Origin of the sequence: Vibrio sp. Y51_MX_L26 (assembly GCF_024181935.1) — a bacterium.
Classification (GTDB): Bacteria; Pseudomonadota; Gammaproteobacteria; order Enterobacterales; family Vibrionaceae; genus Vibrio; species Vibrio diabolicus.
Genome location: NZ_JAMZAS010000005.1, coordinates 148,311 through 163,892, shown reverse-complemented (window position 1 = coordinate 163,892; position 15,582 = coordinate 148,311). Strand labels below are relative to the sequence as shown.

Genomic DNA, 15,582 nt, shown 5'->3' with positions numbered 1-15,582 from the left:
CTTCGCTCACACATTTGCCCTTATTTAAGTGTGGTTTGAACTGACTATTTAAATTTCTCTCGAATTAGTTCAATCAAGGCTTTGACTTTATTGGGCAGAAATAAGGCCGAGGGATAAATCAGAGTAAGATGCTGCTTCGGATGCGCGAATTGAGGCAGCACCTCGACCAACAAACCATCTCGCAATGCAGGCTTAGAATGAATTTGAGGAATAAACGCGATGCCGTTTCCTGCTATCGCCATCGAGCGCAGCAAGTTGAGGTCGTCCGAGCGCAACGCCACATGCAGATCTGAATCGAGCAAATCGGCATTGTAACGATTAGTTAAAAGGCGATGCTGCTTAAGATCTTCCACCGTTTTTACTGGCGGATGCGATTCTAGATAGGCTTTTGACGCAACAAAGTGACTACGATAAGGCAAAAGACTGAACTGCACATAGCTGTCATCGGTGACTTTGACCACGCTCGGAAGAAGCTGTAAATCAAACGATTGACGCTTGAGATCGACACTCTCTTGATGGTTTTCAATCTCGACCGAAATCTCCGGATACCTCGTTGTGTACTCGGTGATGATCGCGTTAAACGCGGCAGAGCTCATCAATGCAGAAGGAATGGCTAAACGCACCTTGCCCGTCAGCTCTTGTTGATATTCGTGCATGGCATTTAAACCTTGCTGAATATGGTCAATAGGCTGCCCCACTAACTCAAACAAGCGTTTCCCGTGCTCCGTCAACTCAATGCTGCGTGTTGTGCGGATCAAAAGCTGTACCCCGAGCGATTTCTCTAATTCTTGCAGGCGACGACTCACTTTTGAGCGTTGTAGTTGATTCGCCTCTGCCGCTGCACTTATACCGCCGTGAACCACCGTCTGAGTGAATAGGTAAATATCATCAAAACTAACGTTCATTGTCCTATTTTTAGGTCATTTATGTTCGTATTATCATTCTACTGAATTGTGAGTGACTTCTCTATAATCCGCTATCCAATATGTTTAACGGAACTTGTAATGACGGCTGACCAAAAATTCAAACACTGGATGCGAACTTTGATTGTCCTGTTCATCGTACTATTTTTGTACATTATCATTGCTGACCGCCACGCCCCCTTAACGACCGAAGGACGAGTGCAAGGATACGTTGTCCAAGTCGCGCCCGAGGTATCTGGCAAAGTGACCGACGTTCTCATCGAAAATAATCAGTCCGTTCAAAAAGGCGATGTGTTGTTTACGATTGATGATCGTAAATACAAGATAGCGCTTGAACAGGCGGAGCTGTCTCTGCAATCCGCTTATGAAAAAGAAGCAACGCTGTATTCTCAACGCGAAGCCGCTCTTGCCAATATTGCCCGCGCCCAAGCGACATTTGATAATGCACACCGCGAGTACAACCGCTTACTGACGCTATCGAAGCAGAAAGTCATCTCTCAATCGACACTCGATAATGCCTTTGCCCAAAATCAGGTATCACGCGCAGCGCTTAAAGCGGAACGACAAAACTTAAAAGTCATTGAGGCGCAATTAGGCGATCAAAAAGGTCAAAGCACCGCCGTTCGAATTGCCAAAAACGGCATCGAAAAGGCGCAACTTGATTTGGCAAATACCGCGGTACTCGCTCCCAGTGATGGTGTCGTGACCAACCTGCAACTAGAAGTTGGCACGATGGCAAACACCAACATGCCATTGCTGACATTTGTACCAACAGGATCACTCTGGGTAGCCGCTGACTTTCGTGAAAAATCCGTTGCGAACGTAGACAAGACTTTCCACGCCTTGGTCACATTTGATGCCAACCCAGGTTCGGTGTACGACTTTGATTTAGCTAGCCGCGATTACGGTGTAGCAGCCGCACAACAAACGCCTAATGGCGCACTAACCAAAGTGGAAGTGAACAACCGCTGGGTACGTGATGCGCAGCGTACACGAGTGAACCTAACCAGCAGCGAAGAGTTACCACCAGCACTGTTTGTCGGCTCTCGCGCTACCATTGTTTTGTACCCAGACAACAGCATTTTCTGGCAGTGGATGGCGCAAGCACAGATTCACCTCGCAAGCTGGTTCCACTTCATTTACTAGGCGGCGACAATGAAAACCTTACGAATTTGGTTCGGCTGCTCTTTAGGGCTCGCGCTAAGCATGATCTTCGGTTGGTCTTACGGATTTTTTGCCATCATGATGCCGCTGTTTATTTTGGGCAGAATGGACCACTTTAATCTTTCGGCTTTATTGATCGTGTTTTTCTCTGCGGTATGGACAACCGTACAAGCCACATTTTTGCTGGAGTACTTGCAGTTTCATCCAACATTAATGACCGTTGCCGTCGGAATCATGATGCTGTTTAAGTGCATTGCAATGATGAACCAGAAAACCTATTTGTTTGGTTACATGGGGTTGTTAGTGGGTTCAATTGTGTTGAATTTTGCCAGCTATAACTTCATGGATATTGAAGAGTTCAACGTCAACATGTGGGTGATGGCGTTCAGCAATATTTTTGTTTGCGCATTCGCGTACTGGTTGTTCCCTGAGCCGAAGTCCCCCGCCGAGCACATTGAGATGTCGACCCCAGTGAAAAGCGATATCGACTACATCAGCCAAGTTGCCATGGGTTGGGTCGTGGCGATGGCGGCGTTTATCGTATTCCAAATAGCGGACTTATATGACTCGTTATCCGCACAAGCTTCCATTTTGATCATCCTAACCCCAATGACTTTAGCGGGCTCGCTCGCCATGGCAAAAATTCGTATCATCGGCACCGCACTAGGCTGCATCGCGGGGATGGCTGTTCAGCTCATATTGGGCAGTTGGTATGGGCATGGGCTACTCTTTTGGCTCGCCTTTACCATTGCTATGGGGCCATTCTGCTTGTGGCTCACCAAGGGGCAAATTAAAGCGGCTATCGCGTTTTCTGCCATGTCTGCCCTATCGGTTCCGCTGACGACCTCATTAGTGCCAGAACAAAAAGACGCGTTCTTTTCGATCTTGTACCGTTTTAGCTCGATTTTCGTTGCGGTTCTGCTCACCGCGATGGTGATGTGGGTGGTGCATCACTGGATACGTGTGATGTTGCTAAAGCATCCTGAGATGAAGAACGTGGAGTGGAGTTGAGTTAAGCCTGGCCGAGGCTGGAAACGGAAAACAAAGTATGCCGCTCACTTTACTGCGAGCGGCATTTTTATTTAAAACGGTCACCCTGAACAGCGAGGAACGAGCGTGGTTCAGGATCTATCCACCGAGTAATTTGAAGTTCGTAGCTTATCGCCATTCCCCTGCGAGCAGTAATCTGATTCCTAGTCTCGTTTAAACTCGCAGAAATAACTCTGTATCGGGCTGTTCAAATACCAGCTTTGTGGCGAGCAATGTATCTTCCAACATCCGTCATCCTGAACAGCGAGGGACGAGCGTGATTCAGGATCTACCCACCGAGTGCTGTAAAGCTTGGAGATTATCGCCATTTCCTAGCGAGCTGTAATCAGATTCCTAGTCTCGTTTAAACTCGCTGGAATGACCCTAACTTTAGTTCATGGTGCGGAGCCTAAGTATTAATATCAACCCACCAACTCTCTACGAACAATCTCCGCTCCCGCACTTAGCGCATTAAGCTTAGCGGTCGATACTTCACGAGACAAAGGCGCCATACCGCAGTTGGTACATGGGTAAAGCTTGTCAGCATCAACGTACTTCAACGCCTCTCGCAGTGTGTTCGCCACTTCTTCTGGCGTTTCAATTTCGTTGGTAGCAACGTCAATCGCACCAACCATCACCTTCTTACCTCGAATCAACTCAAGTAACTCAATAGGCACTCGTGAGTTATGACATTCGAGCGAGATAATATCGATATTCGACTGCTGCAATTTAGGGAATACTTCTTCGTATTGTCGCCATTCAGTGCCTAACGTTTGCTTCCAATCCGTGTTCGCTTTGATGCCGTAGCCATAGCAGATATGCACCGCCGTTTCACATTTCAGCCCTTCAATCGCACGCTCTAAACATGCAATGCCCCACTCGTTCACATCATCGAAGAACACATTGAACGCAGGCTCATCAAACTGAATGATGTCGACACCTGCAGCTTCAAGCTCTTTCGCTTCTTGATTGAGGATCTTCGCAAATTCCCAAGCCAGCTTTTCACGGCTACCGTAATGATCATCATAAAGCGTGTCGATCATCGTCATAGGGCCTGGCAGCGCCCACTTGATCGGTTGCTTAGTTTGCTGACGCAAGAACTTTGCATCTTCAACAAACACGGACTTTGTGCGGCTTACTGGGCCAACCACCGTCGGAACACTTGCTTCATAACGGTTGCGAATGGTCACCGTTTTACGGTTTTCAAAATCTACGCCGCTTAAATGCTCAATAAAGGTCGTCACAAAATGTTGGCGAGTTTGCTCGCCATCACTGACGATATCAACGCCTGCCAGTTCTTGTTCTTGCAAAGCGACACGTAGCGCATCGCGTTTGCCATCAATCAGTTCTTCACCTTGTAGTTTCCACGGTGACCAAAGTTTTTCTGGTTCCGCTAGCCAAGAAGGTTTCGGCAAGCTGCCAGCCGTTGAAGTCGGTAATAGTGTTTTCATCGTCATTCCTTTCTAGATTCTCGTTGTCGGTTACGCGTAGTTTGCAGACCATTGTTCAAGCACAGATTGATAAGGTTTGATGAAATGCTCCTCGGCAAATTTCCCTTGTTCAATCGCCAGTTGGCTGCGCTCTTCTCGGTCGTAAACGATTTGAGTTAGCGAGTGGTCTAGGTTTTTTAGGTTTGGCTGGTAGCAATTACCGGCAACCGCATTGGCATTGTAAATCTCGGGTCGGTAAATCTTCTGGAATGTCTCCATCGTGCTAATCGTACTGATAAGCTCTAGGTTTGAATAATCGTTCAACAAGTCACCGAAGAAGTAGAATGCCAATGGTGCGACACTGTTTGGTGGCATAAAGTAACGCACCTGTAAGCCCATCTTTTTGAAGTACTGCTCCGTCAACGAAGATTCGTTCGGCTGATATTCAAAGCCCAAAACAGGATGTTGATTTTCGGTGCGTCGGTATACTTTGTTGTCCGATACGCTCAAACAAATCACAGGCAGCTTTTTGAAATGCTGCTTATAAGACTCAGAATTAACGAAAGCTTTGAACAGTTTGCCATGCAAATCACCGAAGTTAGCTGGGATGCTGAAACGTGGCTGGTTTTTGTTGTGGTCCAACAGCAAAACGCTAAAGTCGTAATCACGAACGTATGAAGAGAAGTTGTTGCCTACAATGCCTTCGATGCGCTCGTTGGTGTTGTGGTCAACAATGTTGGTTTTGAGCACTTCAATTGATGGGAAGGCTTCGCCACTGCCTTGGATATCCATATCAACGGAGATGATTTCAAGCTCAACGGAGTAGCGGTCACCTTGCGCGTTATCCCAATATGCCAAGGCATTAAAACGATTGTCGATCATTCGGAGTGCATTGCGCAGATTCTCTCGGCGGTAGTTTCCGCGAGCCAGATTAGCAAAGTTGGTAGTGATTCGCGTGTTGTCTGATGGTTGGTAATTCTCATCAAAGCGAATGCTTTTGATAGCAAATGTGAAATCGTTATTCATCGTAAGTTGGTATCCTATTTCCTTAGATAAAGCAGACTTTTCCTAACTCTGTGCATGGGGACATTTTTGTTTTTTGGTTTTCCCAATCGTTAGGTTGCACAGCACTTACGACGAACAGTTCGTACTAAAAATGACGGTCGCAGTGCCTAACACCAGAGCAGTCCTTTTTTTATACTTGCTTCACGAGTTGAGTAATATTGGTATTGTTTCACATTGAACATGAAAGAAATTCATAGTGGGAGTTCCAACCCAGAGGGAACTATCGTAGATACTGTTATTCATTGACACCAATACACGTAACTTGGCGAGCATATTGCCAATATGTGTAATTAAGAAACTGATAAGGGATTAACAGTACGTAAACCAGTTTTAAGCCTAGAAAACGCATTGTATAAACAAGATGCTACCTGGAATATAGGACAGCGTAGCTTAAATAGCACTTTTTTCACACTCCATAATTTATTCAAGCATTCGTTTAATTAAAAGTACCTTACATTTTATATCCTCGGAAACATGATTATTTAATTATTTCTTTTCCTATACTTACCATCTCAAACGTAAAGTTTAATTTTTCTGTTTTAAAAGCACATATAACCTCATACACGAATATGACAACTTCATTGACGAACTTTGTCACCCAACTATTACATTAAGCTCGAAACAACCAATAATAAAACAAACATAAACCACTGTTTTAATTTAAATTAAATTCAGGAAGCCGTAATGACCACATAACGACACTTTACTTAGTTTGGCATAACAAAAACCTCAGCAATAACATGGTTAAAATTTATAAACTTCACTTCTATCAATAATGAACTTAAACATAACATTAGAAAATAAAAATTAAGTAATAACTTAAAAAGGTAAGACTTAATAACCACATTCTTATTTATTATAGTTGAGTAATGAATTTAAAAACTATGAGACATTAATCCCACGAATCTATACTTTTCCTTTTTTATTAAAAAACAAGATGCAATATTTCACCGCTCAATTATTGAGCACCAATTAATAACCTGTCCATAATTATAAAACACCCATAGAGTTATTGTTAAAAACCAATAATAACCTTTATGGGCTGACTAATAGGAAACAACAATGGAAAAACAGCATCTTTCCGCGAGTATTATCGCGCTCGCATTACTTGGTTCTCTAGCTCCAGCACATGCTGAAGATACATTAAAAGCTTACACTTCGACCTTGCTACAGCTCGATGATAGCGATGCACGCTCGAAGAAGATCCGCTTAATTTACTCCTTAGAAAATGTCTGGAACCAATCTTTGCTGCCGAATGGAGCTAAGGAAGCCAAGTTGCTTCTAAACGGAGGTTCTGGTTTCGACATGACTAATGTACCGAATAAAGAGCAGATCTATGGTTTTGCCACCGGTGGAGACTACCGTTACACAATCCCAACAGCCTTTAAACTGGCACTGAGTTATTTAAATGGTGCCCCTTTACGTCATATGAGCCATGCTCCAGAAAACACGATTGCAACAGCATCCGTAAGTGAGTCTCTGGACTTTAATCTTGGCTTCAGTGCTTCTGATTCTCCAAATATTAGCGGTGGTATCTCCTGGAGCAACCGCGTAACTTACGATCAACCAGAATTTCAGACGGTGGCTGATTTTGATCAGACCAATGAGAGCATTAATTGGCTTATCGAAAACCAGACTATCCGCCACAATACTCCACCTAAAGACTGGTTATTGTACCGTTGGACCAGCTGTGACATGGGCAACCTAATTGACTATAGCGAATTACCTGTCGTGATGCGCTCTGACTTTAAACCGCAAGTCGGTGTTGTATATCGAAAAAATGATATTCAAGATGGCCTAGATACGTCAGAAGTCAAGCTGGTTGCAGGTTGGCGAAAAACCAATTACTACTTTGGTCGTGACTGGTGTAGCTGGTATACCACCCCAGAAAATACCTGGAAGAAAAATCGGGATAGTAGTCAATGGACAGAGACTAGCCGAGCCGTAACTATCTCTTGGAATGACGCGCTCTACCACTAACTTATTAGCCTGCGGCCACGGAGTGAATAAGTGGCCGCCGTATTTACTAATGAAATAAACGGTAAGACATGACAAGTAATAAAAAACTCTTGACTGGATCGGCGCTAGCACTTGGTGCAGTACTCGCCATATTTCTAATTAATTCAAATAACAAGATTTCCCAGAGCGATTCTGTTGCAAGCTTTGACGAGCAAATCAAGACAGAGAAAACTGAGACAAGAAGTGTAACGCCTCCTGAGAGCGATGCTGCTCAAGAGGTGGTTACCGTTCCAACACCACAGAATGACAATGACGCTACTTCCGACGTCATTCCAGCTACACCTTGGATATCTGCCCCATTAAATGAATTGAGCAATGAACTGTACGATTTTATTGAAGCTGAACAGGTAAGTTATATCAGTACAACCGACTATCCATTCGACGAGCAAAAGCAAGAACAATTGCGAACATTAGCTAAGCAAGGGGTTCCTATCTTGTTTGACAACACGGAATCATCCTATTTGGATAGCTACGGTGTCAGCGAAACCAAAGTCGTTTCAGAGTATTTTGGTACAGCGTCAGAAGGTGATGTCATCATTGCTACCGGAGTGCAGAATGAAGATGGCAGCATTCATTATCTGGTTTTGCCTTTGAAGGGCAAAGATCTCAACGATAACAGTAAATTGATTGAGGACACTAAGCTCGCAATCACTCTACTTAAAGAACAAAAGCATGACTTGATAAAAGAGAGACAAGGCGAACATCGCGAATAAAAATAAAGGAAGATAGCGTCTCCTATTCCATGGCTATCTTCCTTAAAATAACTCCAGTCTCAATCAAGAAAAATTCATTTATCTTCCCTCCGGATCCCTATCCGAAATCACCTTGCCATCTTTGATAGTGATGATGCGCTTGGTGCGTTCTGCGAGGGCGTTATCGTGCGTCACGATGATCAATGTTCTGCCTTCAGCGTGAAGTTGATTGAACAAGGCTTCAATCTCTGCGCCGGATTTTGAATCCAATGCACCCGTTGGTTCATCCGCTAAGATGATTTGCGGATCGTTGACCAAGGCTCTTGCAATCGCAACTCTTTGCTTTTGACCACCAGAAAGCTGGTTTGGTTTATGGTCTAAACGATCCCCTAGCCCGACTTGCTCTAGCAATTTAGCAGCGCGCTGTCGACGTTCTTTGGCTTTGATGCCAGAGTAAACCAACGGCAGTGCCACGTTATCGAGCGCCGTCGCGTATTCCAATAAGTTAAAGCTTTGGAAGACAAATCCGATCCTCTGGTTACGGATGCCAGCCAGGTCATTCGCACTTAAACTTGCGACGTTTTGACCGCCAAGTTGATACTCGCCATCGGTGGGCTTATCTAAACAGCCGAGCATGTTCATCAACGTTGACTTACCCGAACCGGACGGGCCAAGAATCGAAAGAAACTCGCCTTGATTAATGGTTAAGTCTACGCCGTCGAGCGCACGTACTTCCGCCTCTCCGCTTGAGTAGTATTTGCAGATGTTGGTTAGCTCAACAAGCGGCTGGTTCGACATGTTCTCTCCAGAGTTATTGTTGTTATTCACTTTGTAGCGCCTCCAATGGGCTGACTTTTGCGGCTCGGTTTGCAGGTAACCATGCAGATGCCACACCAATTATCACTAAGGTGAGGATGACAATCGCGACAACGACCCACGACAACTCAGGGACAGGTTTACCCAGTTGTTCATAAAAGGCATTGCCCTCTAAAGGAATGGAACTGATGGCAGACACCAGCGCGTACGTCACGGCTAATCCAAGCGCGCCCCCCATCATCATTGTCAATAAAGACTGTACTAAATAGTGCATACGAATGGCCGTTGGGGTTGCACCGACTGCCATGCGCACGCCGATATCACGCGTAGATCGCTTTACGGTGGCATACATCACATTGGCAATGCCGACGCCAGCAACAGCTAACGTCACGAAGCCGATAATGCCAAGAAAACTCTGCAAACCTATCAGAAATTGCTGCATACTCTTTTGCTTAAGGAACATATCATCGACTTGGACGACCTGCTCATCGCTGACACTTGCCCCGTGTTTACGGGCAATCACTTGCCTGATCGTCTTTGCTAAGGCTTCTCGGTCTACATCCGCTTGTGGTTGCACATTGATGCCACCAATTTCACCGTTGACATGAAATCGCTTCCACGTCGCTAACGGCACAAAGCTGGAATAGTTGATAAGTTCCCCCTGTTCTATTTGGGCGCTGTTTTTCTCCAATACGCCCACAACGGTGAACTCCTCATTGCCGATTTTTACCTTTTTCCCCACAGGGTTGAGTTGCAATGTGACTGTCGCAAACCAACTAAAGTCCTCATTCGGGTTGAATAAGTCGGCTGCCAGTTCATAACCCAGTACAACGACTTTGCGCGTCTCTTTTTGATCGAGTGGATTTAACCATCGCCCTCCCGCCATCGGCACCAAATTGGTCATGGATTGAAACTCGCTCGTGACCGCTAAGGGCTCTTGCCACGAGCTTCTGTCACCAACGGTGATGCGCTCTTTCCACTTCGCAGTTGGCGCAACACTTTTTACATCGGGTAACGCTCGAACGACCTCTGAATCGTCCATTTTTAATGTCAGAAATTTACCTTGGTGAAAAGCACCGTGGTCGACGGTGGCCATCCCTCCGGTCAAATAAATCAAGTTGCCGTTACCATTTTGTGCGGTTTTCAATACGCCCTGACGAATACCCTCACCTACCGCCAACATAGCAGCGATACAGAGGGTCGCCCACGCTACAGCCAGAATGGTCAAACCCAATCTCAGCTTTTCTGCAGCCATTTCTTGGAAAATTTGTCTCATCGGTAACAACATGACTAGGCCCTCGCACTCAAAGCAATGACTGGCGTGAGACGCGATGCTCGCCTTGCTGGGAAATACGATGCCATCAATGCCAAGATAAGTGTCACAAGTAAAGACCAAGCAATGGAATCTGGCGTGATCACAGGCAAACCAATCCATTCCGGTAATGCCATGCTGCTTAGGACAGACACCACTGCATACGAAAACATCAGACCTAATGCCGTGCCCACAGCTACCAAAATAAGCCCTTCAAGAATAAACTGACTGAGTATGGATTTTTGAGTCGCCCCGATCGCCAAACGCACACCGATTTCACGCGTGCGCTCCGTGACGGATAAAAACATGATGTTGGCAACGCCAAGCGCACCGACCGCCATGGTCATCGCACCGCTCGCTCCGAGAAAAATCTGAATGCCACGCAAAATTCCACTGATGACCGCCGCACCTTCACTAAAATCGGGTAATTCGACCGCATCTTTATCACTTGGGTCAAAATGAAGCTGCTTGGCGAAAAAGTTCACGATATTTTGTCGAAACGACGGTGCATCCATCCCGTCTCTGGGCTTCATCAATACCATCCAAGGTTTCGCATCCCACAAATCGCGGTACGTTGTTTGAGGAATGAAAACCGTGCGGCTATCGCCGAATGAAATGCCAGTGTCCTCACCGACGGTTATCCCAATCACCAAAAACGGAATGCCGTTGACTTTGAGCCTATCCCCGATTTGGATTCCGCCCATTTGCGCAATTTGATCGCCTAACACCGCCACGAGAGTGTGGTTTTGCATATCACTTGGTGACAGGTTTCTCGAACCGGATTGCAGCTTGCGTTGTATTAAAGGAAAGTAAGACGTATCAATACCGCTAACCGTACTCGATAAGTTCTGTCCTTTGAGATTGGTGATATTCGCATCCCATTTGGCGTAAACGCTTGACGCCTGTTGCACGAAGCCCGACTGTTTGATCATGTCGACTTTTTCTTGTGGAATATCAATTTGTCGTCTTGAAGCTAACCCTTGCCACGGTTTACTGGTACTCGACGGAAACACCACTTGCACATTGTTGATCATAAATGAAAACGACTGGGTCTGATGGCGATAAAAGCCTTCGCCAAGTGCGATTAACACCACCACAGAGATCACGCCCCAAGCAATCGCGATAATGGCCAGCACGCTCTTCATGCGGTGCGCCATCAACGTTTGCCAAGTTTGTTGCAATAGACTGCTCATGAATGAAAAGCTCGAGAGATCAACGCCATGGTATCGTCATCGAGTTTCCCTGCGGTTTGCAGTAAGCCGATTCTCTTGCGCCAGTAGCTGTACAAGTTGGTTTGCAGACTGTTTTTCGCCTCAAACAAGCTGTTGTGTGCGCTGATAACTTCCGACACTTCAAGCAGGCCAGCGTCGTAAAGTTTCTCTTTGCTTTGCAACACTCTGGCGCGCGACTCAACCAGCTCGTTCGCTATCAAAACTTGATTCCAGTTGATATCGACCTGCGTAAACTGCTGAATAACTCGTTTCTGAATATCAATTTCCACTCTACGCATATCTTGCTTGGCGCTTAAAATGTTCAACGATGCTTCGTCCACTTTCGCTCGCACTGCACCATTGAGGTCAATCGGCAAACTCAAACTAATCCCAGCGTTAAACTCGCCGTTTGAACGATTGTCACCATCGCTGTAGCCCACACTGCCTTTGACGGTCGGGTAGTATCCACCTTTAGCTGAATCTTTCGCGAACTCGCTCGCTTTCACCATCTGCGCCGCCACCAACAGCTCTGGACTGCTGTCTTTCGCCAGCTTTAGCCATTGCTCCTGAGAGTCCACCTGCATCGGCGGCTGAATTAAAGAATCCGTTCGAATTTGGTCGACACTCTCCGGCATTTGATTGATTAACGCCGCAAGCTCTGCTTTTTTCACTTCGAGATCGGCTTTTGCATTGAGGATACTTGCTTGCTCAGAGACTTGATTCGCTCGCATCTCTTCAACATCAACCGACTTCACTTTGCCTGCTCGATAGCGTTTCTCAATGATGTTGAGAAGTTCCTTCCCCTCCTCCAGCTTGGACTGCGCCAATTTGAGGTCGCCCTGTGCGCTTGCCACATCTAGGTAAGCGGTGAGCAACTTCTGCGCAAGCTCGTTATGCGATTGAGATAGCTCTAACTGTGCTTTGAGATAATTGGCATTCGCTTGATCCAGTTCCGACCACAAACTGCTATCCCAAATAGTTTGAGATAAGGTCGCGCCGTAACTGTTGGAATGGCTTGAGGACTCATTCCAGTCCGCTGACGCACTGGCACTTAAACCCGGTAATAACGCACTGCGGCTACTCTGTACGCCAACCTCGCCAAGCTGGACGCCGATTTTCGCTTTTTCGTAATTTGGATCGTTCTGCTTTGCTTGTTGCCAAGCTTGTTCAATAGAAATTGCGTAGGTCGGCAAACTGAGCATGGAAGCCAACAATGCAAAGGCGATTTTTGATCGTTGCAGTTTAACCATGCGCCGCTCCCATCATGCTGTTGTCGATAACCTCTTCATCAAGCTCCACGCCGTCAAGCATTTCGACATTGATGCCATCTGACAGACCGAGTTTCACAGGTTGTTTATGAAACCCTTGTTCTGAGCTGTCGGGGATCAGAACATTCGGTGCGTCACCATCAAATTGCAGAGCGCGCTCCGGTAGAGTGAGCACGTTTTCAGACTTCTTCAGAATGATTTGAGCCGTCGATGAAAAACCAGAACGAAGCAACACATCTTGTGGGATCTTGAGTTCTCCCACTTCAACCTCAAAACCGTTATCAAAACTTTTTGCCGAAGCGTTGCCTTCTGGTGAGTTAAGGTTCTCAGATTGAATCGCCACTTTGGTTAGCACACCAGAAATCGCCACATCAGGATAAGGCGCAACCGTCAACATAACGTGCATTCCCGGAGACAACTGCGCAGCATCATGCTCACTGACGCTACCTTTAAAAATCAGACTGTTCATGTCGGCCAATGACATCATTTCAGTCGCGGCTTGGCTTGATTGAGTCGAGATGATCGGCTCTCCGACCTCAACTTTCTGGTTGAGTACCGTGCCATCAATTGGCGCGTAGATCGTCGACGTTAAACGCGCATCACCGATAGACGCCTCACCACTGCGGATGAGTTCGAGATTCTGGCGCTTTTGCAATACGTCCGCTTGCGCAGATTTGACTGCCGAGCGCGCACTTACGTATTCGTCGTAGTTACTTGGAATAATGTCCTGCTTGACCAAGCTTTCTAAGTTGGACAGTTTTTGTTTGGCGGATTCCAGATCGGCTTCACTACGCATGAGTTCTGCCGATGCATCCGTTAATGCTTGGGGGGTTGGGTTTGGACGCACTTTGATCAGCGGCTGGCCTTGCTTCACCTTTTCACCAACTTTCGCGTAAATTTCACCGACGATACCGTCGATTTGTGACTTAATAGACACAGAGTGTGCAGGGACAATTTTACCAACAGCCACCGCTTGTTTTTCAATCGTGCCTTTTTCCACAATCAATGTAGGCAGCAATTCTGGTTGAGCAGCAGATTGGAGATAGAAATACGTACCACCGCCGAGCAGCGCGATGCTCACAGCGGAGACAAGCCAACGTTTCGTCATTATTTATTCCAACAATTATTGGGTAGTCTAATGACTACTCCTAAAACACAAAGTTGAAGGAATAATATCCTGCTTTAATAGCGGTTTGGTTGTCACAGTTGGTATGGTTTTGTCAGTCGCCTCTGACAATCAAAGACTAAAAAACCTCGACGAATCATTCAGCAAAGACGCTGTCTACGATGGCGACTAACAAGCTCTGTAACCGCTCGTTTCAACCGCTATCCATTTCATTCTGAACAATGTGCAAAATGGCGCTGCTCTGTATCCAAGTGAGCAGCTGTTTCTTGAGCGTTTAATATATTCTCTTGATTAGCCCCAAACTCAGCCCCTGTTCCAGGCCAATAATATGTATCTTTATCACGACATAGTGTGAGAATGACAGGATCATTGTGTATATTGGGCTCATCTCCTAGCTCGCCATACATACTGAAAGTAATCTCAGACCCAACGTCTCCACGAAGTTTCTGAATCACTTCTGCTTGAACTTTAAAGAGAACATCTTCCTCGTGTTCAGCAAACTTTTCAAAACCTGTAATTTTCACCACTGCAGAATAGGGCGTTTGAACTATCGCATCTTTGAGTACCTCATTCTGAGAGTACACTCCCTGTGAAGCACAAGCTGATAAGCTTACACAGCCTAGCAAACTTATAAATTTCTTCATATTTAACTTTCCGTTCCTGCTAAGGCAGAGCCTTTTGTATATACAGGTAAAGTACCTTTTGTTTCATCGTAGTTACTCGGTACTACGAACTTGTCCCAGACATCAATAGAGTACTTTGCTATATTGACTTGGTTGCTTTGGTTTCCTCCTAACATGTACAAATGCCTACCATCAGGGCTCTTTCCCACGACAAAAGCAACATGCCCACCACCTTTTCTCGATTTAATCCCTAGAGCTCCATGTATAGGTTCTGAGATGTTTTTACCAAAACCCTTCCACTCCTTTGCTCGATAAGCTTCTTTTACTGGAGTGATTCCGTGTTGTTTAAAAACCCAAGCGGCAAACGAACCACACCAAGCATTTTGACCTCCAGAGTCATCAGTGCCCCAGAACTTAGATGCTGTAAAATACTCTAAAATCCTTGGATTGGCCTTAGTGCCTGAAACTTCTTTTTGTCCAATTTCTCCCAACGCTGTTTTCATCCAAGGTACTTTGGTTACTAGTTTTTGAGCATCATGAGGATCATTTTTCACTGAGCTATAGGTTGGTAATCCATTGAGCTTACGATGAGTTCTACCATTTACATCAATCCGACCATCTGGCTTTACCATATAAAGCAGCTTACGCTGACACACTTTTATTGCCTCTACTGTTTTCGATAAATGAGGGCTCCGCCCTAACGAGCCATCAACAACCAACAGTCGGGTAAACCCTATTCTCTTTTGGTTATCATTTAAAAATTGTTGAACTGCTTTAACATCATTTTTAGAGTTAGTGCCATTTATACCAACAGAACCACGGATTTTTAGTCCCATTCTCATTACCTTTATAGCTAATCATATACTTAAGAAAGTACGCCTTAGCGTGGCAACAATAAAGATGA

14 protein-coding genes are annotated in these 15,582 nt (G+C 45.6%); 4 read left to right on the top strand and 10 right to left on the bottom strand.

All coding sequences use genetic code 11. The features are described from left to right. Nucleotides 1-44: 44 nt before the first annotated feature. Nucleotides 45-905 (bottom strand): LysR family transcriptional regulator, encoded by an 861-nt coding sequence (locus tag NL645_RS13450; RefSeq protein ID WP_005376746.1) that lies wholly within the window; start codon nt 903-905, stop codon nt 45-47. A 99-nt stretch (nt 906-1,004) separates the two neighbouring features. On the opposite strand from NL645_RS13450, the gene NL645_RS13445 reads away from it, so the two are divergent. Continuing rightward, nucleotides 1,005-2,069 carry an HlyD family secretion protein gene (locus NL645_RS13445; RefSeq protein ID WP_017448397.1) on the top strand — a complete coding sequence of 355 codons (1,065 nt, stop codon included), beginning with the start codon at nt 1,005-1,007 and terminating at the stop codon, nt 2,067-2,069. A 9-nt stretch (nt 2,070-2,078) separates the two neighbouring features. Beyond that, on the top strand, nt 2,079-3,098 hold the full coding sequence (locus tag NL645_RS13440; protein WP_253651839.1) for a DUF2955 domain-containing protein: 1,020 nt from the start codon (nt 2,079-2,081) through the stop codon (nt 3,096-3,098). 440 nt (nt 3,099-3,538) lie between these two features. Here the strand turns inward: NL645_RS13440 and NL645_RS13435 are convergent, their stop codons facing one another. Both NL645_RS13435 and NL645_RS13430 read right to left on the bottom strand, forming a co-directional pair. Then, entirely contained in the window at nt 3,539-4,567 is a 1,029-nt protein-coding gene (locus tag NL645_RS13435; protein ID WP_145473720.1) for a methionine synthase, read from the bottom strand. Between the two features lie 30 nt (nt 4,568-4,597). Continuing rightward, a complete protein-coding gene (locus NL645_RS13430; protein ID WP_124008320.1) occupies nt 4,598-5,572 on the bottom strand; it encodes a DUF1852 domain-containing protein in 975 nt (324 codons plus the stop codon). A 1,101-nt stretch (nt 5,573-6,673) separates the two neighbouring features. On the opposite strand from NL645_RS13430, the gene NL645_RS13425 reads away from it, so the two are divergent. Together NL645_RS13425 and NL645_RS13420 are read left to right on the top strand one after the other, a co-directional pair. Continuing rightward, nucleotides 6,674-7,591, top strand: a complete 918-nt coding sequence (locus NL645_RS13425; RefSeq protein ID WP_053809756.1) for a leukocidin family pore-forming toxin — start codon at nt 6,674-6,676, stop codon at nt 7,589-7,591. A 68-nt stretch (nt 7,592-7,659) separates the two neighbouring features. Further along, on the top strand, nt 7,660-8,343 hold the full coding sequence (locus NL645_RS13420; RefSeq protein WP_253651838.1) for a topoisomerase I: 684 nt from the start codon (nt 7,660-7,662) through the stop codon (nt 8,341-8,343). A 78-nt stretch (nt 8,344-8,421) separates the two neighbouring features. Here NL645_RS13420 and NL645_RS13415 read toward each other — a convergent pair whose 3' ends face one another. The 7 genes from NL645_RS13415 to NL645_RS13385 form a co-directional block, all read right to left on the bottom strand. Further along, nucleotides 8,422-9,120: an ABC transporter ATP-binding protein gene (locus NL645_RS13415; RefSeq protein WP_253651837.1), complete on the bottom strand. Its 699-nt coding sequence runs from the start codon at nt 9,118-9,120 to the stop codon at nt 8,422-8,424. Nucleotides 9,121-9,142: 22 nt separating this feature from the next. Next, the gene (locus tag NL645_RS13410) at nt 9,143-10,426 is read right to left on the bottom strand and encodes an ABC transporter permease (RefSeq protein ID WP_253651836.1); all 1,284 of its coding nucleotides are present in this window, start codon (nt 10,424-10,426) and stop codon (nt 9,143-9,145) included. Nucleotides 10,427-10,428: 2 nt separating this feature from the next. Then, nucleotides 10,429-11,643 (bottom strand): ABC transporter permease, encoded by a 1,215-nt coding sequence (locus tag NL645_RS13405; protein ID WP_253651835.1) that lies wholly within the window; start codon nt 11,641-11,643, stop codon nt 10,429-10,431. Then, nucleotides 11,640-12,911 carry a TolC family protein gene (locus tag NL645_RS13400; RefSeq protein WP_253651834.1) on the bottom strand — a complete coding sequence of 424 codons (1,272 nt, stop codon included), beginning with the start codon at nt 12,909-12,911 and terminating at the stop codon, nt 11,640-11,642. The genes NL645_RS13405 and NL645_RS13400 overlap by 4 nt, the downstream gene beginning before the upstream one ends. Then, nucleotides 12,904-14,037 carry an efflux RND transporter periplasmic adaptor subunit gene (locus NL645_RS13395; protein ID WP_253651833.1) on the bottom strand — a complete coding sequence of 378 codons (1,134 nt, stop codon included), beginning with the start codon at nt 14,035-14,037 and terminating at the stop codon, nt 12,904-12,906. Before NL645_RS13395 ends, NL645_RS13400 begins: the two co-directional genes overlap by 8 nt. A 227-nt stretch (nt 14,038-14,264) precedes the next feature. Next, nucleotides 14,265-14,699, bottom strand: coding sequence for a hypothetical protein (locus NL645_RS13390; RefSeq protein WP_052708172.1), 435 nt, complete (start codon nt 14,697-14,699; stop codon nt 14,265-14,267). A gap of 2 nt (nt 14,700-14,701) precedes the next feature. Beyond that, nucleotides 14,702-15,514 carry a TIGR02594 family protein gene (locus tag NL645_RS13385; RefSeq protein ID WP_046874446.1) on the bottom strand — a complete coding sequence of 271 codons (813 nt, stop codon included), beginning with the start codon at nt 15,512-15,514 and terminating at the stop codon, nt 14,702-14,704. Nucleotides 15,515-15,582 lie beyond the last annotated feature (68 nt).

Bases quoted from the DNA above. Each gene is read 5' to 3' on its own strand.
- NL645_RS13390 (WP_052708172.1), bottom strand. From the start codon at position 14,699: ATGAAGAAATTTATAAGTTTGCTAGGCTGTGTAAGCTTATCAGCTTGT.
- NL645_RS13440 (WP_253651839.1), top strand. From the start codon at position 2,079: ATGAAAACCTTACGAATTTGGTTCGGCTGCTCTTTAGGGCTCGCGCTA.
- NL645_RS13410 (WP_253651836.1), bottom strand. From the start codon at position 10,426: ATGTTGTTACCGATGAGACAAATTTTCCAAGAAATGGCTGCAGAAAAG.
- NL645_RS13435 (WP_145473720.1), bottom strand. From the start codon at position 4,567: ATGAAAACACTATTACCGACTTCAACGGCTGGCAGCTTGCCGAAACCT.
- NL645_RS13420 (WP_253651838.1), top strand. From the start codon at position 7,660: ATGACAAGTAATAAAAAACTCTTGACTGGATCGGCGCTAGCACTTGGT.
- NL645_RS13430 (WP_124008320.1), bottom strand. From the start codon at position 5,572: ATGAATAACGATTTCACATTTGCTATCAAAAGCATTCGCTTTGATGAG.
- NL645_RS13395 (WP_253651833.1), bottom strand. From the start codon at position 14,037: ATGACGAAACGTTGGCTTGTCTCCGCTGTGAGCATCGCGCTGCTCGGC.
- NL645_RS13445 (WP_017448397.1), top strand. From the start codon at position 1,005: ATGACGGCTGACCAAAAATTCAAACACTGGATGCGAACTTTGATTGTC.
- NL645_RS13405 (WP_253651835.1), bottom strand. From the start codon at position 11,643: ATGAGCAGTCTATTGCAACAAACTTGGCAAACGTTGATGGCGCACCGC.
- NL645_RS13385 (WP_046874446.1), bottom strand. From the start codon at position 15,514: ATGGGACTAAAAATCCGTGGTTCTGTTGGTATAAATGGCACTAACTCT.
- NL645_RS13400 (WP_253651834.1), bottom strand. From the start codon at position 12,911: ATGGTTAAACTGCAACGATCAAAAATCGCCTTTGCATTGTTGGCTTCC.
- NL645_RS13450 (WP_005376746.1), bottom strand. From the start codon at position 905: ATGAACGTTAGTTTTGATGATATTTACCTATTCACTCAGACGGTGGTT.
- NL645_RS13415 (WP_253651837.1), bottom strand. From the start codon at position 9,120: ATGTCGAACCAGCCGCTTGTTGAGCTAACCAACATCTGCAAATACTAC.
- NL645_RS13425 (WP_053809756.1), top strand. From the start codon at position 6,674: ATGGAAAAACAGCATCTTTCCGCGAGTATTATCGCGCTCGCATTACTT.